At 54.1% G+C, this 22,297-nt stretch carries 25 protein-coding genes and 1 tRNA gene; 3 read left to right on the top strand and 23 right to left on the bottom strand.

Going from position 1 to position 22,297, the window contains the following annotated elements:
• Positions 1 to 25: 25 nt before the first annotated feature.
• Positions 26 to 334 carry a 50S ribosomal protein L21 gene (rplU, locus tag EKM97_RS06570; protein WP_125571597.1) on the bottom strand — a complete coding sequence of 103 codons (309 nt, stop codon included), beginning with the start codon at positions 332 to 334 and terminating at the stop codon, positions 26 to 28.
• Between the two features lie 365 nt (positions 335 to 699).
• Positions 700 to 1,302 (bottom strand): TetR/AcrR family transcriptional regulator, encoded by a 603-nt coding sequence (locus EKM97_RS06565; protein WP_125571596.1) that lies wholly within the window; start codon positions 1,300 to 1,302, stop codon positions 700 to 702.
• 111 nt (positions 1,303 to 1,413) lie between these two features.
• Here EKM97_RS06565 and EKM97_RS06560 point away from each other — a divergent pair, with 111 nt between their 5' ends.
• Entirely contained in the window at positions 1,414 to 1,662 is a 249-nt protein-coding gene (locus EKM97_RS06560; protein ID WP_125571595.1) for a hypothetical protein, read from the top strand.
• A 366-nt stretch (positions 1,663 to 2,028) separates the two neighbouring features.
• Here the strand turns inward: EKM97_RS06560 and EKM97_RS06555 are convergent, their stop codons facing one another.
• The 3 genes from EKM97_RS06555 to EKM97_RS06545 form a co-directional block, all read right to left on the bottom strand.
• The gene (locus EKM97_RS06555) at positions 2,029 to 3,282 is read right to left on the bottom strand and encodes a glutamate-5-semialdehyde dehydrogenase (RefSeq protein WP_125571594.1); all 1,254 of its coding nucleotides are present in this window, start codon (positions 3,280 to 3,282) and stop codon (positions 2,029 to 2,031) included.
• Complete coding sequence (proB, locus tag EKM97_RS06550) at positions 3,275 to 4,102, bottom strand: glutamate 5-kinase (protein ID WP_125571593.1); 828 nt, start codon at positions 4,100 to 4,102, stop codon at positions 3,275 to 3,277. Before proB ends, EKM97_RS06555 begins: the two co-directional genes overlap by 8 nt.
• A gap of 314 nt (positions 4,103 to 4,416) precedes the next feature.
• Positions 4,417 to 4,490, bottom strand: a tRNA-Arg gene (locus EKM97_RS06545).
• Between the two features lie 174 nt (positions 4,491 to 4,664).
• Between EKM97_RS06545 and EKM97_RS06540 the strand changes: the two genes are divergently transcribed.
• On the top strand, positions 4,665 to 7,019 hold the full coding sequence (locus EKM97_RS06540) for a Xaa-Pro dipeptidyl-peptidase (RefSeq protein WP_125571592.1): 2,355 nt from the start codon (positions 4,665 to 4,667) through the stop codon (positions 7,017 to 7,019).
• A 99-nt stretch (positions 7,020 to 7,118) separates the two neighbouring features.
• On the opposite strand, the gene hisC is transcribed toward EKM97_RS06540, so the two are convergent.
• From hisC to miaA, 14 genes are all read right to left on the bottom strand, one after another.
• Positions 7,119 to 8,198, bottom strand: coding sequence for a histidinol-phosphate transaminase (hisC, locus tag EKM97_RS06535; RefSeq protein WP_125571591.1), 1,080 nt, complete (start codon positions 8,196 to 8,198; stop codon positions 7,119 to 7,121).
• 9 nt (positions 8,199 to 8,207) lie between these two features.
• Positions 8,208 to 8,540: a phosphoribosyl-ATP diphosphatase gene (gene hisE / locus EKM97_RS06530; RefSeq protein ID WP_125571590.1), complete on the bottom strand. Its 333-nt coding sequence runs from the start codon at positions 8,538 to 8,540 to the stop codon at positions 8,208 to 8,210.
• On the bottom strand, positions 8,518 to 8,865 hold the full coding sequence (gene hisI / locus EKM97_RS06525; protein WP_125571589.1) for a phosphoribosyl-AMP cyclohydrolase: 348 nt from the start codon (positions 8,863 to 8,865) through the stop codon (positions 8,518 to 8,520). The genes hisE and hisI overlap by 23 nt, the downstream gene beginning before the upstream one ends.
• Positions 8,862 to 9,620: an imidazole glycerol phosphate synthase subunit HisF gene (gene hisF / locus EKM97_RS06520; protein WP_125571588.1), complete on the bottom strand. Its 759-nt coding sequence runs from the start codon at positions 9,618 to 9,620 to the stop codon at positions 8,862 to 8,864. Before hisF ends, hisI begins: the two co-directional genes overlap by 4 nt.
• Position 9,621: 1 nt before the next feature.
• Positions 9,622 to 10,341 (bottom strand): 1-(5-phosphoribosyl)-5-[(5-phosphoribosylamino)methylideneamino]imidazole-4-carboxamide isomerase, encoded by a 720-nt coding sequence (gene hisA / locus EKM97_RS06515; RefSeq protein ID WP_125571618.1) that lies wholly within the window; start codon positions 10,339 to 10,341, stop codon positions 9,622 to 9,624.
• Positions 10,319 to 10,945, bottom strand: coding sequence for an imidazole glycerol phosphate synthase subunit HisH (gene hisH / locus EKM97_RS06510; RefSeq protein ID WP_125571587.1), 627 nt, complete (start codon positions 10,943 to 10,945; stop codon positions 10,319 to 10,321). The genes hisA and hisH overlap by 23 nt, the downstream gene beginning before the upstream one ends.
• Complete coding sequence (gene hisB, locus EKM97_RS06505) at positions 10,945 to 11,529, bottom strand: imidazoleglycerol-phosphate dehydratase HisB (protein ID WP_125571586.1); 585 nt, start codon at positions 11,527 to 11,529, stop codon at positions 10,945 to 10,947. Before hisB ends, hisH begins: the two co-directional genes overlap by 1 nt.
• A 13-nt stretch (positions 11,530 to 11,542) precedes the next feature.
• Positions 11,543 to 12,835 (bottom strand): histidinol dehydrogenase, encoded by a 1,293-nt coding sequence (gene hisD, locus EKM97_RS06500; RefSeq protein WP_125571585.1) that lies wholly within the window; start codon positions 12,833 to 12,835, stop codon positions 11,543 to 11,545.
• The gene (gene hisG, locus EKM97_RS06495; protein ID WP_125571584.1) at positions 12,832 to 13,464 is read right to left on the bottom strand and encodes an ATP phosphoribosyltransferase; all 633 of its coding nucleotides are present in this window, start codon (positions 13,462 to 13,464) and stop codon (positions 12,832 to 12,834) included. The genes hisD and hisG overlap by 4 nt, the downstream gene beginning before the upstream one ends.
• Positions 13,461 to 14,591 (bottom strand): ATP phosphoribosyltransferase regulatory subunit, encoded by a 1,131-nt coding sequence (locus tag EKM97_RS06490; RefSeq protein WP_125571583.1) that lies wholly within the window; start codon positions 14,589 to 14,591, stop codon positions 13,461 to 13,463. Before EKM97_RS06490 ends, hisG begins: the two co-directional genes overlap by 4 nt.
• A gap of 520 nt (positions 14,592 to 15,111) precedes the next feature.
• Complete coding sequence (locus tag EKM97_RS06485) at positions 15,112 to 16,158, bottom strand: LCP family protein (RefSeq protein ID WP_125571582.1); 1,047 nt, start codon at positions 16,156 to 16,158, stop codon at positions 15,112 to 15,114.
• A gap of 317 nt (positions 16,159 to 16,475) precedes the next feature.
• Positions 16,476 to 17,816: a type I glutamate--ammonia ligase gene (gene glnA, locus EKM97_RS06480; protein WP_125571581.1), complete on the bottom strand. Its 1,341-nt coding sequence runs from the start codon at positions 17,814 to 17,816 to the stop codon at positions 16,476 to 16,478.
• Between the two features lie 49 nt (positions 17,817 to 17,865).
• Complete coding sequence (locus tag EKM97_RS06475) at positions 17,866 to 18,222, bottom strand: MerR family transcriptional regulator (protein ID WP_125571580.1); 357 nt, start codon at positions 18,220 to 18,222, stop codon at positions 17,866 to 17,868.
• Positions 18,223 to 18,422: 200 nt separating this feature from the next.
• Positions 18,423 to 19,334 (bottom strand): tRNA (adenosine(37)-N6)-dimethylallyltransferase MiaA, encoded by a 912-nt coding sequence (miaA, locus tag EKM97_RS06470; RefSeq protein WP_125571579.1) that lies wholly within the window; start codon positions 19,332 to 19,334, stop codon positions 18,423 to 18,425.
• A 189-nt stretch (positions 19,335 to 19,523) separates the two neighbouring features.
• Here miaA and EKM97_RS06465 point away from each other — a divergent pair, with 189 nt between their 5' ends.
• Positions 19,524 to 19,703: a DUF3042 family protein gene (locus EKM97_RS06465; protein WP_125571578.1), complete on the top strand. Its 180-nt coding sequence runs from the start codon at positions 19,524 to 19,526 to the stop codon at positions 19,701 to 19,703.
• Between the two features lie 57 nt (positions 19,704 to 19,760).
• Here the strand turns inward: EKM97_RS06465 and EKM97_RS06460 are convergent, their stop codons facing one another.
• The 4 genes from EKM97_RS06460 to EKM97_RS06445 all read right to left on the bottom strand — a co-directional run bounded on the left by EKM97_RS06460 (position 19,761) and on the right by EKM97_RS06445 (position 22,059).
• Positions 19,761 to 20,084: a rhodanese-like domain-containing protein gene (locus tag EKM97_RS06460; protein ID WP_125571617.1), complete on the bottom strand. Its 324-nt coding sequence runs from the start codon at positions 20,082 to 20,084 to the stop codon at positions 19,761 to 19,763.
• Positions 20,085 to 20,201: 117 nt separating this feature from the next.
• A complete protein-coding gene (locus EKM97_RS06455) occupies positions 20,202 to 21,164 on the bottom strand; it encodes an ROK family glucokinase (RefSeq protein ID WP_125571577.1) in 963 nt (320 codons plus the stop codon).
• 2 nt (positions 21,165 to 21,166) lie between these two features.
• Entirely contained in the window at positions 21,167 to 21,394 is a 228-nt protein-coding gene (locus EKM97_RS06450; protein WP_125571576.1) for a YqgQ family protein, read from the bottom strand.
• Positions 21,394 to 22,059 (bottom strand): rhomboid family intramembrane serine protease, encoded by a 666-nt coding sequence (locus EKM97_RS06445; RefSeq protein ID WP_125571575.1) that lies wholly within the window; start codon positions 22,057 to 22,059, stop codon positions 21,394 to 21,396. The genes EKM97_RS06450 and EKM97_RS06445 overlap by 1 nt, the downstream gene beginning before the upstream one ends.
• Between the last annotated feature and the right edge of the window lie 238 nt (positions 22,060 to 22,297).

Raw genomic sequence — 22,297 nt, 5'->3', positions numbered from 1 at the left:
GGATAGTTGCGGTGTAAACCGCTGATTAAAGGTTGATAGCGTCAATCGTAACTTTCGTGTATGGCTGACGGTGACCCTTCTTCTGGTGCTGGTGCTTCTTAGGCTTGTACTTGTAAGTAACAACCTTCTTTTCACGGCCTTGCTTTTCAACCTTGCCGCTTACGGAAGCACCCTCAACAACGGGCGTGCCAATCTTGGTTTCGTCGCCGCCGACAAGGATAACCTGATCAAAGGTTACGGTTGCGCCTTCTTCTGCGTCGAGTTTTTCAACGTAGATAGCCTGACCTACCTCTGCCTTGTACTGCTTGCCGCCGGTCTTGATAATTGCGTACATGTGTACACCTCCTACGTGCCCAATGGGCTGATTCCCTGATTACTCGCCTGGATGGGTGCTAAGCTTCGATACCCAACTCAGTGCGGTTGCAGTCGCAGGGTGACAAATACAACGTTGATATTTTAGCAATACTTGCGCATTTACACAAGTCTTTTTTCATAGTTCCGGTGATTTAATGTAAATCAAAACTACTTGACAGTCAAATCGCGGTGTTGCGGCGGTTTATTGGCGCTCACTAGTCAGATGCAGCCAGAACATAAATGACCCCCGCTTGCAGTGCACGCACTGCAGGTAGGAGTCGCTTTACATTTTGCACCACTACCGAGAGTCGCATTTCAGAATTACACTCTGCGACCACAACTGAACTAATAGTAGAAGCCCTTCACATCGACTTGACCAAGCGCTGCGGCGGCAGTCACTTGCCGAGTCATTTCTTCCGTGTACTCCGCACTGCGTTTGCGATCATCAAGCAACCAGTGCCGCCAGATTAAGACCATAATGAGTGCCACCATGCGTACTAAATCCTCGTCTGCGAACTCGGTCTTAGCATGAACCACAGGCGACTCACGCGCAAACGCGCGAATGGCCGCAGCAATACGCATTGCCAGCATGGTCGAGAACTTATCATCAGCGTCTCGACTGAACAAAATGGCAAAGCCATTCTCCGGACGACTGATTTCTTCAAGCGCGACGTGCAGGTTCATGCGCTCTGGCGCCTCCGTGCCGTACCGTCTGTACACCGCCGTACCCATAAAGTCCGCCACGGTATCTTCCAAAACCGCATGTTCGAACTCCTCTTTGTCGTTATAATGTTGATAAAAGGTCCCCCGAGTCACGCCCGCGGTGTTTGCCAAAGCGGCAACACTTACCTTTTCATCTTCGCCCAGCATCTCGAAATACGCACGCCGTAACCGCATGCGGGTTTTCCGAATACGCGAATCTGGTTGACGATCTGCTTTTTCCACCATATTGGTTCACCACCTAAACTATGTCTGAAAAATTATACCAAGCGATTGGGCTAAATGTCCACTTGCCGCTTGGCATTTCATCGTTTATACTGCGCTCATGGAGGTGCTCAAATGTTAATCGATATTATTATCTACATATTAGTGGCAATTCTGCTGACAGTACTGATTGCCCGGCTAAAGAGTCCCTTAAACTTAATTGCAGCCGGTTTAGTGGGCCTGGTTATCGCCATTGTTGCGGCAAAATTCTTCGGTCTGGGCGTCTTCAGTCTGCTCCTGATTATTTGGATGGTGCTGGTCGTTAGTGGCCTGTACGCGCTAAAGAACTACTTCCGCTCCCAACATCGTGGTCACCACGCATAACTGGCCGTGATAAAGTAACAATTCGCATCGGTGCACTTCCACACAAAAACGGTCACCTTCAAAAGGTGGCCGTTTTTGTGTGCTGCGGGTGCTAAGCACCCGCGTGCCCCTGCCAAGGACTTACAGCGTAGCACAAAAGCTACGCCTGCGCATCCCCCACTACAGCACTCAAAAACTTCCCAAATGCCAGGTCCCAGCACACTGTGCTGGTCAACATCACTAATCAAACATAGTCATGACTTCCATGAATCAACCGCAAAGGCAGTCGACACGCGCAGATGAGAAGTACCAATTCTGCATTCACCTGCTAATCAAATTATAACACTCGGACTAGCTTTAGGTGCAAAAACGCAATTAATTTTGTTTTTAGCCGCGTACTTGGCCGTTTCCCATAATTTCGTACTTAATCGTGGTTAATTGTTCAAGACCCATCGGACCGCGAGCGTGCAACTTCTGCGTACTAATGCCAATTTCCGCACCGAAGCCGAACTCGACCCCGTCCGTGAAGCGTGTGGACGCGTTCACGTAAACACAGGCAGCATCTACTCGCTGCAAGAAGCGCTGGGCGCGGGCATAGTCGTCGGTGATGATCGCCTCGGAGTGCTTGGTGTTATGCGCATTGATATGCGCAATCGCTTCATCCACGCTGCCCACAACCTTCACGGCCATGATCAGGTCATTGTATTCGGTATCCCAATCGGTCGTTGTAGCCGGAATCATGTCCGGAACAATGGCACAGGCTGCGGCATCCCCGCGCAGTTCAACGCCGTGGGCGCGCAGTGCATCGGCAATGACAGGCAGATAATCCGCCGCAACATCCTCGTGAATGAGCAACTTTTCCGCAGAGTTGCAGACGGATGGCCGCTGCACCTTGGCATTCACGACGATGTCTTGAGCCATTTGCAGCTGTGCCGCACTGTCAACGTAGATGTGGCAATTGCCGGCACCAGTTTCGATAACAGGAACCGAGGCGTTCTTGACTACTGCTTGGATGAGCCCGGCACCTCCACGCGGAATCAGAACGTCCAGGTAGGCCGTCAGGTGCATGAAACGGTCCGCGAGTTCATGACTCGGATCCGTAATGAGTTGCACCGCATTCGGGTTCACCCCACTGGCTTGCATACTTGCCCGCAAAACGTTCGCAATCGCGGCGTTACTGTGCAACGCCTCACGGCCACCACGCAGAATGACGGCATTCCCACTCTTCAGCGTCAGCGCGGCTGCATCCACCGTCACGTTCGGCCGGGCTTCATAGATGATGCCGACAACGCCAAGCGGTACTCGGCGGCGCAAAATTTCTAGTCCGGCTGCATTTTGCCAGCCGCGGTCAATGACGGCAGTTGGGTCGGCCAACCCGGCAACCTGCCGCAACCCATTGGCCATGTCGTTAATCCGTTCCGGGGTCAGACGTAAGCGGTCAATGAACTTCGCCTGCACTTGTGCGCCATCAAGGTCGGCAGCGTTAGCAGCCAGAATCTCTGCGTGCGCGTCATCCAGGGCGGACGCCATTGCTAGTAATGCAGCGTTCTTATCATCCGTGCTGAGCAGTGCAAGTTCGTAGGCCGCTTCCTTAGCAGCCGCGCCCATTTGATCCAAATTGTTTGCTTCAATTTTAAGCATTTGCATTTACCTCCACGTTCTTTTGTCCCCGGAACCAGGTGCCGACTTCATCACCAGCCAGTATTTGCAGCAGAATTCGCGGGTCACTCCCATTAGCGAGCACCATTTGGTCCCCGTGCGCCATCATCCGCGCAGCAGCACGCAGCTTCGTCACCATGCCGCCCGTCCCAAAACGGGTCGAACTGCCCGTGGCACCTTCCATAATGGCATCGGTGAGGTTATCTACGCGCGTCAGCAACTTGGCCTGCGCATGTTTGTGCGGGTCACAGTCGTAGAGACCATCGATGTCCGACAGCACCACAAGTAGTTGCGCCCCGACCCGGGTCGCCACAACCGCTGACAGCTGATCGTTGTCGCCAAAAGTCGTGCGGTGATCCAGTTCATCGACGGCGACCGAGTCGTTTTCATTAACAACCGGGATAATGCCGTGCGCCAGCAGTGAATCAAAGGTGTCCAGCACGTGCTGCCGGCTACTCTTAAATTCAAAAACATCATGCGTGAGCAAGAGCTGACCGATGCGTGCCCCGTAATCGTCAAAGCGCTGGTGGTATAGCTGAATCAATTCCGCCTGACCGATTGCGGCAATCGCCTGTTGATCCGCAATTGATTCCGGCCGCTGCTGCAGGTGCAGGACGTCCAGCCCCACGCCAATTGCCCCTGAGGACACCAGAATGACTTCATAACCCTTATTTTTGAGCGCCGCCAGCGCGTACGCCAAGCGGTCGATGGCCACTAGATTCGCCTTGCCGGTTGGATATATCAGACTGCTCGTGCCCACCTTTACAACCACGCGCTGCACATTCAAATTACGTTCAGTCATTGCCATGTCCTTTCAAATACAAAAAAAGCGCCGCTTCAACCGAGACACCCCACAGGGCGGTACCATTCTCGTTCGAAGCAGCGCTTCACACTTTTACAAAATCATTATCTAATTGTAGTTAATCTGCCGGCTTGGATTCGTGCACACTGCGCGGCTTGCAATCGGCGACCGCGCTCCCTGAAAGGCACTACTATGACCTGCTTACACCGTAGTCTATTGGTTTTGCTTACTTTTGTCAAGCGTGTATGTTTAATAGCACATCAGCATAAAAAACACCGGCAAGCCGGCGTTCAGAGTCATCTGGAGTTGTTTAATGCGACAGGCGGGGGTCGAACCCGCGACCGATGGTTTAGAAGACCATTGCTCTATCCAACTGAGCTACTATCGCAAACCAGCTAATAGTGTAGCCAATTTGCGCGCATTTTGTCAATAATCGTCGACTTATGCTGACATGACCACGCGATTGACGGTGAATTATTTCACCCAGCCACTTGTGGGGCAACATTAACTATCCTAAACTATTCATGAATCATTAATTAGAAAATGAAAAGAGTGAATTCATATGCAGTTACACCAATATGCCCGCCTGTCGCCAGACCGGGCCAATCAGCAAGCCGAGCTCAGTAGTATCGGTTTCCCTGTCCATGCGGATTCCCTGGCAGCATTAATTCGGGCGAGCTTTGCCGCCTGCGAGCCGCAAGCGCGCACCACTAACGCTCAGGACGACGCTCTGGCTACCCGTGCTGTGGACGACCACACAAGCTTACTGCAGTTTGTGCAAGCTAAGCCGGGCGCGATGACCCGCGAACAATTCTACACGGTGGCACTCCAATACTTAGGTTTTGAGGCGGGCATCGACTTTCAGTTTGGTAGCGCCTGTGCGTACATGACTAAGACCACCCTGCCGATGGTTGTCGCTGATATTAACAGTCAGGACGAATTCTGTGCTGCGTTCTACTTGCTACTCAATACGCGCAGTAAGAATCTGGTCACCTTCATTGATGCCCTGGCCGAACGCGGTTATTTCCAGAATCAACTGGGTGCATTCAAGATTTTCAACGGGAAGGTTCTGCCCACTTTTGACACACGTAAAATTATTCGTGAATGCGTTTGGATTGAGTCCGATTTAGACACCGATGGTGACGGCAAGCGCGACATGCTTGAAGCTAGCATTTTCCGACCAGCCGAAACCGAAACTGGCCTCAAGGTGCCGGCGCTCTTTACTGCCAACCCCTACTTCCACGGAACCAACGACGTTACGGCCGTGACGCATGAACCGGAACCGGACCTGGCTGTCAAACCCGCGCAGACACAGCCTGCCGCCACGGCAACCGCCCCTGTCGACTTGCCGCAGCGTGAAGTGCAGGCCACCGCAACGGAAGCCAGCGTCTATGCCGATGAACAGGGCATTTACTCACTGAACGATTACTTCCTCGCCCGCGGTTTTGCGACCGTCTACTCTGCTGGTGTCGGCACCAAAAATTCCGACGGCTTGCGCAGCACGGGTGGTCCCGACGAGACGGCGAGCGCTGTTGCCATCATTGAATGGTTGGGCGGCAGGCGGCGCGCCTTCACCACCCGTAGTGGCCACACTGCCATTGAAGCTTGGTGGTGCAACGGCAGCGTGGCGATGACCGGGAAGTCCTACCTGGGCACCCTAGCCATTGCAGCGGCAACGAGCGGCACACCCGCACTAAAGACGATCATTTCCGAATCGGCCATCTCCAGCTGGTACGATTACTACCGCGAAGGCGGCCTGGTGGTAGCACCAGGCGGCTTCCAAGGCGAGGATGCGGATGTGCTGGCAGTCGATACCTACTCACGGCTGAAGAACGCCGGCGAAAACGCGCAGGCCGGGGCCGCTTGGCAGCAGCGCCTGAAAGACTTGGAACGACTGCAAGACCGCAAGTACGGCGATTATACCGCCTTTTGGGACGCGCGTAACTACCGCAAGCTGCTTGCGGGTGTCAAGTGTGGCATCGTTTCCGTCCACGGGCTCAATGACTGGAACGTTAAGCCCCGCAACGTGATTAAGCTCCACGAAGCACTGGCACACTACCCAGTGCAGCACAAACTCTACTTGCACCAGGGCCAACACGTTTACCTCAACAACGTGCGGTCACTGGATTTCACCGACCAGATGAACCTGTGGCTCACCAATAAGCTCCTCGGCATCGATAACGATGCGGCTGGCCAACTGCCAGACGTAACAATTCAAGACAACGTGCAGGCGGAAACTTGGGTGACTCAGGCCGACTTCGGTACGGGTGCAGGCATTGAAAAATCCAGTCGCCCACTCGGAAGCGGCACGGCCAGCTTCACGGATCAAGCCAAGGCGGCGTTCACCAAGGCCGGTGACAACAGCAATGGTTTTGAATACAAAATCATTCAACCGGACTCAATTTACGCAGATTCACGCCTGGTGCTGGACTTCGGCGCACTCCCAGCCGACCTCATCATGGAAGGCACTGCACACCTGCAGCTGAAACTGAGCATTGACCAGCCGAGCGCCATTGTCTCGGCCCGTTTGGTCGATCTGGGCGCCGCCAAGCGCTTCAAGCCGAACGCCACAATTGTCGGTCCCAAAGCTTACCCGCAAGGCTGCGACTGGCAGTATGACAACATTCTGGAGTTCCAGCCAACGGAGAAAGTTTCGGCCGCAAAACTCATGACTTTTGCGCACCGCAACACACAGAACCCAGTCAGCGATGCCGTCAGTGTTGCGCCGGCGCACGGCGAAGAGTTAACACTTGAAATGGACTTCCAGCCGACACGTTACCACTTGCCAGCAGGTCGCCACCTTGCGCTGATTCTGCACGGCGCGGACATGGCCCAGACCATCCGGCCAGACGTGCAAACCCACTTCACCATTAATTTGGCAGGTAGTACCTTAACATTGCCAATCCGCAAGCAGTAAGCCAATTATTAGCACAAGACCCCCGCACCGGAATTTGGACGACAAATTCTGGTGCGGGGGTCTTTTTTGCCATCAACTGCCTCGACCAGACAGTGGTCATTATCGTGCAGACTGGTAAAACGCCTTAATCAGATTTTGAATCGCCGCGTTATCCGCCTCGCTCCCCAACGTCAGGCGCAGCCATCCCGGCCGCAAACCTTTGCGTAGTAAGTAGCCGTGCATGAGCAAATACTGGTGCAAGTCCGCTGCGCGCGGAGCCGAGAAGAAGATAAAGTTGGCCTGACTGCGGCAGTATGTCATCTGCTGGGCATCAAGGAAGCCCGCGAACTGCGTGCGGGCGGTTGCTACGCGTTGCCGCATTTGCGCGACAAAAGCGGTATCGTTCAGCGCTGCCAGTGCCGCTACTTGGGAAATGCTGTTGAGGTTATAAGGCAAACGCACTGCCTGCATCGCAGAAATAAGGTTCTTGGGAATGACCGCATACCCCACCCGCATTGCCGCCAAACCGTAAATCTTCGAAAAAGTGCGCATCACCACAATGTTCGAAAATTCACGCAGTAGTTGCACCGCCGAGCCATTTTCTTGGGTGACAAATTCCATGTAGGCTTCGTCAATTAGCACCAGCACGGATTCCGGAATCTGCCGCAACAACTGCCGCATCTCCGCGAGCGGGGTGTAGGTGCCCGTGGGGTTATTAGGGTTGCACAACCACATCAACTTGGTGCGCGGCGTGACTGCAGTGGCAAGACCCGCCGCATCAAAGCTGCCATCGGCGGCAAGGGGCACATCAATCACCTGCGCCCCCTCAATTTGACAGTGTAATTTGTACTCACTGAAGGTCGGCCAGGGTTCCACCACTTCATCCCCCGGTTCTAGAAAAGTACGCGCGGTCAGCTCAATGACTTCATCTAGCCCGCAGCCAAAAAGCAACTGCTGCGGGTCAACGCCGAGCTGCTCCGCCACCGCTTGGCGCAGCGCGTTTGCATCCCCATCCGGGTACAAACGTGTACTACTAAAATCAAAGCCCTGAATAGCGGCTTGCACCGCCGGCGAAGTGCCGAAGGGATTTTCGTTGGCAGACAAGCGCGTGATTTTGGTGACGCCAGTTTGTGCCTCTAGATCGGCTAAAGGCGTCTCGGGCACGTAAGGATCTAGTTGCGCAATTGTTTTTTTCAGCATGGCAAACTCCTATAGTTTTTTGATTGGCCGCCGTTCTTGCAGTTTGGCCGCGTCGCTGGGGCCAATGCGACTGGCGAGCTCCTCTTCAATTTGGGTCACTGAAATCCCCCGCGCGGCCATAAGCACGAGCACGTTGTATGTCAGGTCCGCGATTTCCAGAATCAAATCGGCATCCGCCTCGTTCTTGGCCGCCACAATCACTTCCGTGGCCTCCTCACCGGTTTTTTTCAAAATTTTGTCGAGCCCCTTGCTAAACAAATAGTCAGTGTACGACCCGGGCTGCGGATTGGCTTTGCGCTGCGCAATCACGGCCTCTAATTCACGAATTGATTGTGTTGCCATTAAGCAACGCTCCTTTCTCATCGCGGTAAAAGCAGCTAGTGTGGCCGGTGTGACAAGCTGGTCCGGCCGGTAGCACCCGCAGCAAAACGCAGTCCTGATCACAATCCACGGCGATGCTTTGCACCCGCTGCGTGTTACCAGAAGTGGCGCCCTTGTGCCAGAGCTCTTGCCGCGAGCGCGACCAAAACCACGTTTCGCCGGTGGCCAGCGTTTGCCCCCACGCTTCAGCGTTCAGGTAGGCCACCATCAGCACTTGGGCAGTGCGCGCGTCCTGCACCACGGCGGTCACCAGACCATCACCCTTGGCAAAATCCAACGTCATCATCGCACTAACACCCCGCTTTCCTTGAGCTGTGCTTTCACTTCGGGGATGGTCAACTCACCAAAATGAAAGACCGACGCCGCTAAACCGGCATCAACCGTGGTTTGCGTGAACAACGTGGTGAAATCCTCAATGCTCCCAGCACCACCCGAGGCGATGATGGGAACATTCACTGCGGCCGTAAGCTCTTGGTAAAGGGCGAGGTCAAAGCCACTCTTTGTCCCGTCCTTGTCCATCGACGTCACGAGTAGTTCACCCGCACCCAAGGCCACCGCCTGCTGGGCCCACTCAACAGCATCCAAGCCAACCGCCGTGCGCCCGCCGTCAATCACGACTTCGGGGCGCTGGGTTGCGGGATTCATGCGTACATCGATGGCGACGACCATGCACTGGCGGCCAAACTTCTCTGCCCCCGCCGTAATCAATTCCGGTTGGCGCACCGCAGCGGAGTTGAGCGAGACCTTGTCGGCCCCTGCCTTCAGCAGTTCCTGCATGTCCGCAACGGTGTGAATGCCACCACCAACTGTCAGCGGCATGAACACCTGACTGGCCACCGACTCAATGGTACTGACCATCGCATGACGGTGATTAACGGTAGCGGTGATGTCGAGTAGCACCAATTCATCCGCGCCTTGCTGCTCGTAGGCGGCAGCGATTGCGGTTGGATCACCGACATCGGTTAAATTCACGAAATTAACGCCTTTTTTGACCCGGCCGTCATCGACATCTAAACAGGGAATAATCCGTTTGGTAATCATATTAACCCTCCAGTGTTTTGAGCTCTTCTAGGGAGATACCACCGGCAGCCAGCGCCTTGCCGACAATGGCGATGTCAATACCAGCAGTCCGCAAGTCCCTCAGGTCCTGGACGCGCCGCATGCCGCCGGAAGCAACAAACGCAAGCGCTGGAAACTGCTGGTGCAGCGCCGCGAGCATCGCGACGTTCGGGCCACTTAAGGTGCCGTCCCGTTCAATGTCGGTAACAATGAAAGTTTGCGCGCCGGCTTTTTGCATGGCGGTCACCAGCTGGGCGCAGGAGACCGCAGACTCTTCAAGCCAACCTTCAGTTGTGACCCGGTCGCGGTAAGCGTCGATACCGATCACAATCTTGTCCGGACCGAATTGCTGTAGTGCCGTTTTAGTCAAAGCCGGGTCTTTCAGCGCAACGGAACCCAAAATCACCCGGTCAATACCGGCGGCCAAGTAGTCGTGAATGGTGGCCAGGTCGCGAATGCCGCCACCAACTTCAATGAACAACTTGGTTGCTGCCCGAATTTGCTTAATAGTTGCCCAGTTTTGCGGCCTGCCGGCCTTAGCCCCATCGAGATCCACCAAGTGCAAGTGGGTTAGCCCCGCCTGTTCGAAGCGCTGTGCTTGCGCTACCGGATCGGCGGCAATGGGTGTGGCTTGTGCGTAGTTCCCCTGATACAGCCGCACCGAGCGACCGGCAATCAGGTCAATTGCGGGAAAAAGCAACATCATTAACCATCTCCTTAAACGCGGTCAGCCCGGCTAAGCCAACAGCTCCGCTTTTTTCGGGGTGAAACTGCATCCCCACCACGTTGCTTTGTTGCACAATGCTGGGGATGCTGACGCCGTAATCACAAGTTGCCACAATGTTCTTGGCTGCAGTTTGCACGTAGTACGAGTGCACGAAGTAAGTTGCCTCACCGTCAAACACGCGGCCGAAGCGATTGCTGGGGCGGCCGCAGTTTTGGTCCCAGCCCATGTGCGGAACCTTTAAACCTGGTTTGGCCGGGATGGCAACCACCGCTCCCGGCAGCAAGCCCAAACCTTTGCTGTCGCCAAACTCTTGCGAACGGTCAAAGAGTAACTGCATGCCCAAACAAATACCAAGCATGGGTTGACCAATTTGTGCCTGCTTTTGCAACACTTGCACTAAGTTACGTTCAGCCAGCGCTTGCATCGCCTTGGTAAAGGCGCCAACGCCCGGCAAAATTAAACCATCAGCACGCGCAATCACAGCCGGATCTGCCGTCAGACAGTTCTCAATGTCCAAATAGTTCAAAGCCTTCTGCACGTTGCGCACATTGCCGGTGTCGTAATCAATAATGGCGAGCATCAAATCACCCCTTTGGTGGACGGAATACCCAACACGTTGGGATTCAGGTCAACAGCTTGACGCAACGCGCGCCCTAAGGCCTTGAACAACGTTTCAATTTTGTGGTGCGTATTGCGGCCATAGAGCACGCTCGCGTGCAGGTTAAACTCGCCGGCAAAGGCAAGCGCCTGGAAAAAGTCCTGAGTGACTTCCGTGTCATAGCCGCCGAGCTTGGGGTTAGCGAACTCCCCTTCAAACACCAAGTAAGCGCGGCCGGATAAGTCGACCACCACCCGACTCAGGGTTTCATCGAGGGGCACAAAGGCCGTCCCAAAACGCTCAATTCCGGACTTGTCGCCAAGCGCTTGCTTGAAGCACTCACCAATAACAATCCCCACGTCTTCAGTGGTGTGGTGCGGATCCACGTCCAGGTCACCATCAGCCTTCACCACCAGCCCAAAACGACCGTGTTTCGCAAAAGCGTTCAGCATGTGGTCGAAAAAGCCGATGCCGGTATCAATTTCGATTTTTGAATAATCATCCAAGTTCAAAGCAACGGAAATTTTAGTTTCTTGCGTGTTGCGGGTAATCTCAGCTGTGCGCATAATGGCCTCCTCATTAATCCTGCTGGTCTGCTTCAAAACGGCTTTCAATGGCGCGCGCGTGGGCTTCCAAGCCTTCGGTGCGGGCCAAAGTGGTCACGGCGCTAGCTTCTTTAGCCAGTGCGGCTTCGGTGTACTGCACGAACTGAATGCGCTTGACGAAATCCTGCACGCCCAGTGGTGAGAAGAAGCGGGCAGTGCCTGCAGTTGGCAAAATGTGGTTCGGCCCCGCAACGTAATCCCCTAAGGGTTCCGACGCCGTGCGACCGAGGAACACCGAGCCAGCATTCTGAATGCGATTGAGATAGGTGATGGGTTCGTCGACCTGCACTTCCAAGTGTTCAGGGGCAATGCGATTCATCAAATCAAAGGCTTGATCAAGGTTGGCGGTAATAGCGATGAACCCTTCGCCATCGACGGACGCACGCGCAATCTCTTGCCTCGGCAAAGTCAGCAGCTGGCGGTCAATCTCAGCGCTGACTGCCTTGGCGAGGGTCAAACTCGGTGTGACCAACATCGGCCGCGCCAGACGATCGTGTTCAGCCTGGGACAAGAGGTCTGCAGCGACGTGGCGGGGATTAGCCTTTTCGTCTGCGATAACGCCAATCTCGGAAGGTCCAGCAATCATGTCGATGGCCACTTGCCCGAACACTTGCTTCTTGGCGGTCGCAACGAAGATGTTCCCCGGCCCCATAATTTTGTCAACGCGCGGAATGCTTTCAGTACCAAAGGCCAGCGCGGCAATCGCCTGCGCGCCGCCAACTTGATACACGGCGTCCACACCAGCGAGCTTGGCCGCGGCAAGCACCGCGGGGTTAATCCCCCCCGGCTGCGGCGGTGTCACTATCACGATATTCTTGACCCCAGCGATTTTGGCGGGAATTGCGGCCATCATGATGGTGGATGGATAAGCGGCGGTCCCGCCCGGTACGTACAGGCCAACCGCGGCCAGTGGCGTTACTTTTTGCCCGCGAATCACGCCCGCCTGCTCAGCGTCGATGAAGCCGCCCGTGACCTCTTGTTTGTGGTAACTGGTGATGTTGCGCTTGGCCAGTTCCAAGGCGGTAAGCAACTCCGGACTGCAGGCTGCATACGCGGCCTCAATGGTGGCGTCACTCACCCGGAAAGTGGCAACTTTCGTTTTGTCAAACTGCTCTGAGTAAGCCTTCAAAGCGGCGTCGCCCTGGATGCGCACCGTTTGAATAATATCAGCCACAGCGGCCTCTACCTCAGGTCGACTGGCAGCTTGTTGCTGACGCGTTGCGACTTGTGCTTGGAGCTGGGCAAAATTTCCAGTAAGAATTTTCATAAGGCGGCCTCCTGAATGGCTTCTTGTAAGTTGAAAAGTAACTGCTGAATCTCGGCGCGTTTTTGCTTGAGGGTCAGTTTGTTCACGACTAAGTGCGTGGAGACGGGCATGAGCTCTGCGTAGACCTGCAGCTGGTTATCGCGCAGCGTTTCGCCGGTTTCCACGATATCGACAATGGCATCAGCGAGGCCGACCAGCGGGGCCAGCTCGACCGAGCCTTCAATCTTGATAATCTCCACATCTTCGCCGATGGTGTTGAAGTAATCTTGCGTAATCTGGGGATACTTTGTGGCAATAATTTTGCGGCGGGCAATTCCCGGATCAAAATCCGCGGTGGAGGCCAGAACAAAGCGGCACTGCCCCGTTTGCAAATCCAACATGTCGTACTGCGGATTGCGCTGTTCGACCAGAATGTCGGACCCCACGATGCCGACATCCATGGCACCACCGTTGAGATAGGTCAACACGTCGGGACCCTTGGCCAGAATCACGTGGTAATTGGGGTCGTCGTTGAAAATCAGGCGCCGGCCCTTATCTTGAATCGGCGCAATGTCTAGTCCCGCTTGTTTCAGCAGCGGCAACACCATTTTCTCGGTGCGGCCCTTGGTGAGGGCAATATTGATTGTCATGGTGCTACCTCCTGGGTTAGGTTAATTAAGCTTGCCCCGTGGCTTTGCGCCTGCATTTGGGCCTCACGGAGCGTGTCAACCAGACACAGACTGGCATTGGGCGTTGCCTGCACCAATGCTTGGGCATCTGTCCACTGCTGGTCATTAAAGTAAATCAGTGTCGGCGCCTGTTGCGGCTGATCTGCTAAGCTCCGACTCAGGGCATCAACGTCGAAGGAGAAACCCACCGCTGGCTGCAACGTTTGCTGAAAGCTAGAGAGCAAGCGGTCATAACGGCCGCCAGAGAACAGGTAATCGGCCGACTGTTTAGCGTAAGCGCGGAAGGCCAAACCGGTGTAATATGGCTGCGGCGTTTGGCTGGACAAGTCGACGGTCAAATTGAGCTCCGGCGCGTTTCTTTGCAAGAAACTAATGGTCTGCCGGAGCAAACCGGCTGTCCGCTGAATTGCGGGTAAGTCTGGCAATTTCGCCAGTACGGCCGCCGCATCCCCAAACAACCATGGCCATTCCTGCAAGAACTCAGTGAGCGGGTTCTGCGGGATACGCGCAAGTTGCGCCGCGTACGCCGTCAGATTCTTGTTGAATAATGCCTGTTTCAAGGGTTCGCGGGCCACGGCGGGCAGTTCAGCCAGGATGGTGTCCACGAAGCCGGCGTCGGATAATTCCAAGGTCACATCGTCAATACCCAAGTCTCGGCACAGCTCGGCGGCAAGCAGGAGACATTCTCTTTCGGCCTTTTGGCTCTGGTAGCCGATGATTTCAATGCCCGCCTGGGTGATTTGGTAATAACCAACGGAGTGCCGCTTCTTAATGCGGAAGACGTCGCCGACGTAACACCACTTGGTTGGAGGCGTGATGCCTGTCGTGCTCATGACCCGTGCAACCGGCAACGTCAAATCCGGCCGCAGTATCAAGGACTCGCCAGATTCCTCGAGGAATTGATACGCATTCTCCACGGTCGGTGCCATGGCATCAAATACATCGCGGTATTCGAGCACCGGCGTCTTGATGGGTGCAAAGCCCGACGCGATGAAGCGTTGCTGCAAGCGGCTAGTCAGCTGCACTTTTTTTAAGGCGAGTTCCCCGAATTCATCACGGGTTCCGATTGGCAAATTACGTTTGGACATGACTTTCTCTCCTTCACGAACACGGCGACAAAAAAATCGCCCTCGACAAGTCAATAGACTCATCGAGGGCGATTCACTCATCGCGGTTCCACCTCTGTTTGTCGTCACCTCACGATGCCGACCTCACACTGCCATGCAGCAGCGGCCAGACGGCGATTGCTGCAAGGTAGCTATGGTAACGCAATTCCTGCGTGCTCACCTACTCAATTCAGCGAACAAGTTCATAGACGTGGGCACATTGGGCGGTGATCCCTTCTCATCAACGGGACTCTCTTTGCACCTAAAGCAACGTGCGTTTCTAATCACAACTTAATTATATTTATCTGCATTTAATATGTCTATCATCATATACCCTTTTACGGGGATGTCAAGCCTGAAAGTACAAAAAGTTCAGCCCGTGTTCTTTCTCTGTCGATCAAATGATTCGGTAGCGCAATTAATCTAGTGTGCGTGCTGAATCCCTTTTGGTCCACAAAAAAAGCGTGCATTCCCTGATAGTGAACACACGCATTTTGGTTTCTTAATAAATGTAGTACGTCGGGTTCCATCCAGACTTCCAATCAAAATTGACGTTGCTGGCATTTTCGCGGGTGACGGCGTTATCGACGGTGACGGTGCTTTCACCAAGTGAGGTGTGAATCAGGTCACTCACCCGCTGCAGCTCGGTTGTCGAGGCAACCTGGTAGCTACCCCCATCAATCGTCGCCCCGGTCCCCTTCAGCGTGTCCCGCTTCAGGTTACCCAGCGCCGCGCGATACTTGTTGCTACTGCCCATGGCCACGAGGTCATCGAAGGTCAAGTTCATCTGCAGGTTACCCTTCAGCGACTTGAGTAGCGACTGGTAGTTCGTCACAGAAGATGTCGATAAGACCTTCTTCATGACAGCCTTGATGACCATCTGCTGCCGTTTTTGCCGGCCGTAATCCCCTTCAGGATCAAGCTTGCGCATGCGGGCAAACTGCAGCGCCCGCTTCCCGTTCAAGTGCGCTGGTCCCTTCTTGAAAATACCAGCGTCGTGTGCCGTGTCGTTCCAGGAGAACGGCACCGTCACGTCGACCCCGCCGACCGCGTCCACAATTTTGGACAGGCCGCCCATGTTGACGGTAACGTAGTAGTCAATCGACACGTTGAGCAAGTCCTCAACGGTTTTGACCGCCATTGAGTTCCCGCCGCGGAAGTATGCGGAATTGACCTTCTGCAAATTCCGCGTGCTGCCATCTTGGATGTTCGCCAAGGTGTCACGCGGAATACTAATCATCGTGCTCTTCTTAGTCTCGGGGTTCACCGTGACCAGAATCATCGTGTCAGAATTCCCTTTTTGCTTGCGCCCGAGGGCCCCAGTGTCGGTTCCCAGCAGGAGGAAGGTTAAAGGCTGGTTGTTCTTAATTTTGGCGCTGGCGTTGCGCCGCCCAGCGATTTGCTGAAACGTGTTGTCAATAGCATTGCGCGTATCACCGTACATCCGGAAGCCGTATGCGGCAAGGATGATGGCAACGGCAATCACAGCCGTCAGCAGAAAGTTTATAATTGGGTGGCGCGGGAACGCCCGCCGTCCGTATCGTCCCATGACGTACCTCTCTCGGAAAAGAATTACTAACAGTATACCATGCTCGCTCGCAAAACTAGGCGGTCAGTGTGTTTCACAATAATTTCGCAACATTTTAGACAAAAAATTGATCCACTGCGATGCTACCAGCGCGCAACGATGCCGGCCGGTTCCTGACCAATCCGAGTTATGGTGAGGAACCGGCCTACCAACCTGTCCCGCAACGCAGCTCCCTGCGCCTAACCCAAGAAAGGCCGTACTCCCAAATTCAGGGAATACGGCCTTTCTTAAGTTAGTGCTCAGGAGCTAATCGCATTACGGCACACTCGCGTACGTAATTAGTACAATTCCAAGTACTGTTCACGTTCCCATTCACTAACCTGCTGGCGGTATGCCGCCCATTCCATGCTCTTAGAGTCCATGAAGCTGTGGAAGAGGTGGTCACCCAGTGCAGCCTGAATGACTTCGTCGCCATCCAGCGCCTTCAGGGCATTGTGCAAGGTGCTCGGCAGGTCCTGAATGTGGTTGGCCTTCCGTTCGGTAGGTGCCATCCGGTAGATGTTGCGGTCAACCGCTTCTTCAGGTTCGAGCTTCTGCTCGAGGCCGTCCAAGCCGGCTTCCAGAATTGCGGCAATCGCCAAATATGGGTTAGCCGCTGGGTCAACACTCCGCAGTTCCAAACGGGTAGACAGACCGCGGGCGCTTGGCACACGGATGAGTGGGGAGCGGTTGTGACCAGACCAAGCGATGTAAACAGGGGCTTCAAAGCCCGGAACCAGCCGCTTGTAAGAGTTCACAATTGGGTTGTTGATGGCGGTCAGTGCACGGGCGTGGTCCAAGAGACCGGCCAGGAAGTGCATTGCATCGGCAGACAACTGTTCTTCACCCTCTGGGTCGAAGAAGGCGTTGCCGTTCTTGTGGAACAAGGACATGTTGATGTGCATCCCGCTACCGTTAATGCCGTGAAGAGGTTTCGGCATGAAGGTAGCGTACAGGCCATGCTTGCGCGCAACCGTTTTGACAACCAGCTTGAACGTCTGGATGTTGTCGGCTGCCTCGAGGGCATTGGCATACTTGAAGTCGATTTCGTGTTGGCCAGGTGCGACTTCATGGTGGGAAGCTTCAACTTCAAAACCCATCTTTTCCAGCTCCAGAACAATGTCCCGGCGGCAGTTTTCACCCATGTCCAGTGGCGCCAGATCAAAGTAGGAACCTTTATCGTTCAACTTGATGGTTGGCTGACCATTTTCGTCCATCTTGAAGAGGAAGAACTCTGGTTCCGGTCCAATGTTGAAGCTGGTAAAACCGTCTTCCTGCATTTCCTTGAGGATGCGAATGAGGTTGTTCCGGGGATCGCCGGCAAAGGGATCGCCGTTAACCGTGTGCACGGAGCAAATAAGCCGTGCAACCTTGCCGTGGTCATTTCCCCACGGGAAGATCAGGTAAGTGGACAAATCAGGGTAGAGCAACATGTCACTTTCTTCGATGCGTACGAAACCATCGATACTGGATCCGTCCATCGTAACCTTGTTGTTCAGCACTTTCTCAAGTTGGGATACTGGCACCTCAACGTTTTTAATGACGCCGTTAATGTCGGTGAACATCAACCGCAGGAAGCGAACGTTCTCTTCCTCTACACTCTTACGAATTTCATCAGCCGTAAACTGTTTGCGTGCCATTTACTTTATTCTCCTCTTCCTGACTAGTAACTACCAACAAACCGCCCAGTTAAAAACCCTGGCCAAACGGACGGTCATTATGCGGTGCAAAAGGCGACTGGTTAAGCAGTTCGTTCTGCAGCACTTTGCGGGCATCAGTATCGGACTCGCGGCTACGGTGCTCCCGCCGACTGCGAACGCGTTTGATGTCCGCCAAACTCATCCCCGCTTCCCGGTCCTTCACGACCCGAAGCAGTGAATCCACGTCGTTTAGCGAGTACATCCGGTGGTTGCCGGCATTCCGTTGCGGGTGCACCAGACCCTGCTGCTCGTAGTAGCGAATCTGACGCGCGGTCAAAGTGGTGAGTTCCATCACTGTACCAATCGGCAAAACGGCCCGGCGACGCAAAATATAATCGTCTTCCATGACCATCCCTCCTTCAGCATGTGCCTAGTATAGCAGGCACCCAGAGGCACTTCAACCGTCTTTGTCAGCAAAGCTGACACGAAATTCAAAAACTTTTCCAAAAAAACGACATTTATCGTTCGTCTTTTCACTGGTAAGTTAAACGTAGACCAAATTGACTGCAACGGTGAATCCAGAACGGCGGTCGCTAGCGAGAAGCACTACTCACCGGCAAACTGGGCAACGAGTTGATCAACCTGCGCGAGCGACTGCGGTGCCTGGACCAAATCAAACCAGTTTGCGGGCATCTGGTTGTGAAAATACGTGAGTTGCCGTTTGGCATAGCGGCGCGAGTTGCGTTTGACGAGTTCGACAGCGTCTGCCAGCGTCTGCTTGCCCTGCAAATACGGGATGAATTCCTTGTAACCAATCGCCGCTAGCGACTGTGCACCAGGTCCAACCTGCGCGTAAATGCGGCGCACTTCATCTAGTAGACCGGCCGACATCATGGCGTCCACCCGCTCGTTAATGCGTTCATAGAGCAGCTGCCGGTCAGTGCTCAGGCCAATAATCAGGCAATCAAATTGCGGCTCTGGTGGTTCTTGCTCAGAAAACAAACCGCCCGTGTTCTCGATTACTTCCAATGCGCGGATAACGCGCCGACTGTTGCCTGCAGGGATCGCTTTTGCTGCTGCCGGATCGCGGCGTTCTAGTTCCGCATGCAACGCCGCTGCGCCGTGGGCATCACCAAAATCCTGCCAGCGTGCCCGCGCGGGTGTTTGACCGGCAACACCCAGGGGCAAACCTAACCGTAGTGCGTTGAGGTAAAAACCGGTTCCGCCAACCAACAACGGCAGTCGACCCTGGGCATGTGCCTGCGCAATTTCGCGTGTTGCGAGTGTCATGAACTCGGCTACGGAGAATTGCGCATCCGGATCCAGAATATCAATCAGGCGGTGTGGCGCCGCCTTTTGTTCGGTTGCAGTAGGTTTGGCGGTGCCAATATCCATCCCGCGATAAACCTGAAAGGCATCCGCATTAATGACCACCGCGTTAAACTTTTGCGCCAAGTGCACCGCTAGTGCGGTTTTCCCAACTGCCGTGGGTCCGCCAATCATCAACACTTTTGCCATTTTGTCATTCCCCATGCTAATTTCCTTTCCACAAACACCGATTGTTCTGTCACCAGCAGACCACAGTCGTTGTGAATTGACTTACAAACTTTTAATGAAAACGGCGTCATTTTGCTCGTTTTCTGTTCACGTGTGTATTACAATACAAGTATACAAATAAAAAGAACACACCTGAATGGAGGGAGCTCTATGAAAAACAAGTTTACCGCCGGGTTCTTCCTCGGCTCACTTGCTACCATTGCCGCCGTTGCTGCTAGCGTTGTCACCTTTAAGAAGGCTTACATTGACCCAGTTGAAGAAAAGGCTGAGCAGATTAACGATAACCGGCGCAAGGCAATTCGCAAGTCCCTTGCCGCACACCAAGGCTAATTCAATTCTAAACATAAAAGAACCTCGCGGCTAGCCGCGAGGTTCTTTTTGTACTGTCTAATGACGGGACTTGGTCTTACCAGACCAGTTGTCAAAACCGTTCTTCAGCCAGTAGATTTTGTCGAAGCCCAGCTTCTTCAACTTACCTGCAGCCCGCAGTGAGAGTGCGCCCGTTGCATCATAAATGTAAACAGGCATGTCTTTGCGCAAGCCGCCGACACGTTCCTTGAACTGGGTGTAAGGTACGTTGCGGGCACCCAGAATGTGCCCCTTGTCGAAATCGGTGGCTTCACGCAGGTCAACGACCTGCGCCTTGCGCATCGTGGTTTCGAACTGTTCAGGGTCGATTTCACCCCCAACGGACTTGTAGCGCTTGGTCATGTAGTAACGGTAAAGCCAACTACCGCCCCAAATGATCAGGATTGCCGCAATGACAACCCAGACAATCGTCAAAAAATTACTCGTGCTAGCTGCAAACAATGTTATTCCTCCCCAGAATTATGCTTCGCGTGCGAGGCTCGCCGCACCGATAACACCGGCAGTGTTACCAAGGGTTGCCAAACGAACGCTGGTTGTGTTGCGCACGTTTTCGAACGTGTACTTCTTGAAGTACTTCTGCACCCGTGTCAGCAGGAAGTCGCCGGCGGCACTCACACCGCCACCGATAACGAGGTACTTCGGGTTGAGCGTGTTGCCCAGGTTTGCCAAAGCAAAACCAAGGTAGTAAGCCACGCGGTCAACGACAGCCAGAGCCAGCTGATCGCCGTCCTTAGCCATGTCGAAAACGAGCTTGGAAGAAATTTCGTCCCCATCGTCCAGTGTCTGCTTCAACTGTGAGTCGCCAGCGTATTCTTCAGCCATCTGGCGGGCAACACGGACAACACCAGTTGCGCTCGCAACGGTTTCAAGGCAGCCGTGGTTCCCGCAGGTGCACAGGAAACCGTTAGGATCAACGACCACGTGGCCGATTTCACCAGCTGAGCCGGCAACACCGTGCAGCAGTGTGCCGTTGGCGATGATCCCGCCACCGATACCAGTACCCAGCGGAATGACAATCACGTCATCGGCATTGTCGCCGGCACCCTGCCAGCGTTCGCCCATGGCAGCGCAGTTAGCATCGTTATCAACGGTGAAGTTGATGCCGGTGCCCTTTTCGATGTCGCGCTTAACGTACTGCGTGCTCTTCCAGTTCAAGTTGAACGCGCCAGTAACGGTACCGGCCTTGATGTCAACAGAACCAGGAGTCCCCATGCCGATACCAGCAAAATCTTCTGGTTTCATGTTGTAAAGCGCAAGGTGCTCGTTAATGCTTGCGATGATGTCAGGTACGATGTGGCTACCTTCATCAAGAATGTTGGTGTCAATACTCCAACGCTGCTGAATTTCACCTTCAGCGGTCATGATGGCAAACTTACAAGTTGTGCCACCGAGGTCAACACCAATCAGCTTCTTATCAGTCATTACTATTCTTTCCTCCACTTAGTTAATTTCAGGGGGTGCTTGAGCTCTTTCTCGTGTTCATGGTTCAGAACGATTTTAGCGCGCGCGTAAACGGCATTATCAATCAAACCAGCCTCGTGCAGCCGGTCGATCTCAATGGCCGCAAGCTCCATGTCGTATAGGCGTTCACCGAGATGAATGTAGGTGCCGTACTTCTTCAAAAGTTCGAGAATGTCGTTGAAATTATTCATTACAACCCGACGCCTCCATCAAGAAAATACAGCAGTACCGGCGCCACCACGAGAACAACGCCCATGATAACGCGTTTAACCGGCGCAATTCGGCCGATTTGCGGTGCCCCGAGGACACCAGCAATCAGAAAACCACCAATGAGCCCACCAATGTGGCCGGCAATATCAATGCCACTTTGGGTGATGTCAAACAGTAGGTTAATCCCAATTAAGAGCAGGAACTGCTTGGTCATCGCGGAGATTGCCGGATTATGCCGGAAATTGTCCCCAATCATGAGGAACGCGCCCAGTAGCCCAAATAATGCGGTCGAAGCCCCGGCGGCCACCACGTTGCGACTTGCAAAGAGTAGCCCGGCGTAGTTCCCAACGATGCCACTCACAATAAAGATGACAGCAAAGCGCCAGTGGCCAAAAATCTCTTCGGTCATTCGCCCGATAAACCACAGCGTCAGCATGTTCACAGCTAAGTGAACAATCCCAATGTGTAAGAACATCGCGGTGAACAGCCGCCACCACTGACCAAAGGTCACGAGCGGCGCAAAGCGTGCACCCATCCGTACCAGGACGGCGGTGCTGGTTGACCCACCCATCACGGTCTCAACTGCGAAAATCGCGACGCAGGCGAGTAAGAAAAAGTAGGTCACAAAGGGTTGTCGATCACGCATCTATCCGCTCACCTCATTCCAACCATGTCAACAAAGCGTAAAAGCCTAACGTTAAAATTCTAGCATTGTCCGTCCTACTTTTCTACACCGTTTTCACAATTGTCATACTGTCCGTCAGCGTAAGCGCTGAAAATACCATCCGCAAGGATGGCTTCTATGAAAATCGACCGAAGGTCGGGCCTGGGGCAGATTAGCTTCGCGAACAGGGACTCCGTTAGCGGGGACCGTTCCAGCCGGC

Origin of the sequence: Lacticaseibacillus songhuajiangensis (genome assembly GCF_003946025.1) — a bacterium.
GTDB lineage: Bacteria > Bacillota > Bacilli > Lactobacillales > Lactobacillaceae > Lacticaseibacillus > Lacticaseibacillus songhuajiangensis.
The sequence above is the reverse complement of the archived record's forward strand: the minus strand, read 5'-3'. Positions and strand labels throughout refer to the sequence as shown.

Coding starts and splice junctions, on each gene's coding strand:
- hisH (WP_125571587.1), bottom strand. CDS start 10,945: ATGCTCGCCATTATTGATTACGACACCGGCAATGTGCGCAACGTGCAG.
- hisI (WP_125571589.1), bottom strand. CDS start 8,865: ATGATGACGTTGGATTTTGCCAAGGGTGATGGTCTGGTGACCGCCGTG.
- rplU (WP_125571597.1), bottom strand. CDS start 334: ATGTACGCAATTATCAAGACCGGCGGCAAGCAGTACAAGGCAGAGGTA.
- glnA (WP_125571581.1), bottom strand. CDS start 17,816: ATGGCACGCAAACAGTTTACGGCTGATGAAATTCGTAAGAGTGTAGAG.
- hisF (WP_125571588.1), bottom strand. CDS start 9,620: ATGATTACCAAACGGATTATTCCCTGTTTAGATGTCGATGACGGCCGG.
- hisC (WP_125571591.1), bottom strand. CDS start 8,198: ATGCTGAAAAAAACAATTGCGCAACTAGATCCTTACGTGCCCGAGACG.
- EKM97_RS06485 (WP_125571582.1), bottom strand. CDS start 16,158: ATGGGACGATACGGACGGCGGGCGTTCCCGCGCCACCCAATTATAAAC.
- hisA (WP_125571618.1), bottom strand. CDS start 10,341: ATGTTGCTTTTTCCCGCAATTGACCTGATTGCCGGTCGCTCGGTGCGG.
- EKM97_RS06560 (WP_125571595.1), top strand. CDS start 1,414: ATGTTAATCGATATTATTATCTACATATTAGTGGCAATTCTGCTGACA.
- EKM97_RS06490 (WP_125571583.1), bottom strand. CDS start 14,591: ATGTCCAAACGTAATTTGCCAATCGGAACCCGTGATGAATTCGGGGAA.
- EKM97_RS06475 (WP_125571580.1), bottom strand. CDS start 18,222: ATGGAAGACGATTATATTTTGCGTCGCCGGGCCGTTTTGCCGATTGGT.
- EKM97_RS06465 (WP_125571578.1), top strand. CDS start 19,524: ATGAAAAACAAGTTTACCGCCGGGTTCTTCCTCGGCTCACTTGCTACC.
- EKM97_RS06445 (WP_125571575.1), bottom strand. CDS start 22,059: ATGCGTGATCGACAACCCTTTGTGACCTACTTTTTCTTACTCGCCTGC.
- proB (WP_125571593.1), bottom strand. CDS start 4,102: ATGACTGAACGTAATTTGAATGTGCAGCGCGTGGTTGTAAAGGTGGGC.
- EKM97_RS06450 (WP_125571576.1), bottom strand. CDS start 21,394: ATGAATAATTTCAACGACATTCTCGAACTTTTGAAGAAGTACGGCACC.
- hisD (WP_125571585.1), bottom strand. CDS start 12,835: ATGAAAATTCTTACTGGAAATTTTGCCCAGCTCCAAGCACAAGTCGCA.
- hisE (WP_125571590.1), bottom strand. CDS start 8,540: ATGGCAACACAATCAATTCGTGAATTAGAGGCCGTGATTGCGCAGCGC.
- hisG (WP_125571584.1), bottom strand. CDS start 13,464: ATGACAATCAATATTGCCCTCACCAAGGGCCGCACCGAGAAAATGGTG.
- EKM97_RS06555 (WP_125571594.1), bottom strand. CDS start 3,282: ATGCTTAAAATTGAAGCAAACAATTTGGATCAAATGGGCGCGGCTGCT.
- EKM97_RS06565 (WP_125571596.1), bottom strand. CDS start 1,302: ATGGTGGAAAAAGCAGATCGTCAACCAGATTCGCGTATTCGGAAAACC.
- EKM97_RS06460 (WP_125571617.1), bottom strand. CDS start 20,084: ATGACCAAGCGCTACAAGTCCGTTGGGGGTGAAATCGACCCTGAACAG.
- EKM97_RS06540 (WP_125571592.1), top strand. CDS start 4,665: ATGCAGTTACACCAATATGCCCGCCTGTCGCCAGACCGGGCCAATCAG.
- miaA (WP_125571579.1), bottom strand. CDS start 19,334: ATGGCAAAAGTGTTGATGATTGGCGGACCCACGGCAGTTGGGAAAACC.
- hisB (WP_125571586.1), bottom strand. CDS start 11,529: ATGCGCACAGCTGAGATTACCCGCAACACGCAAGAAACTAAAATTTCC.
- EKM97_RS06455 (WP_125571577.1), bottom strand. CDS start 21,164: ATGACTGATAAGAAGCTGATTGGTGTTGACCTCGGTGGCACAACTTGT.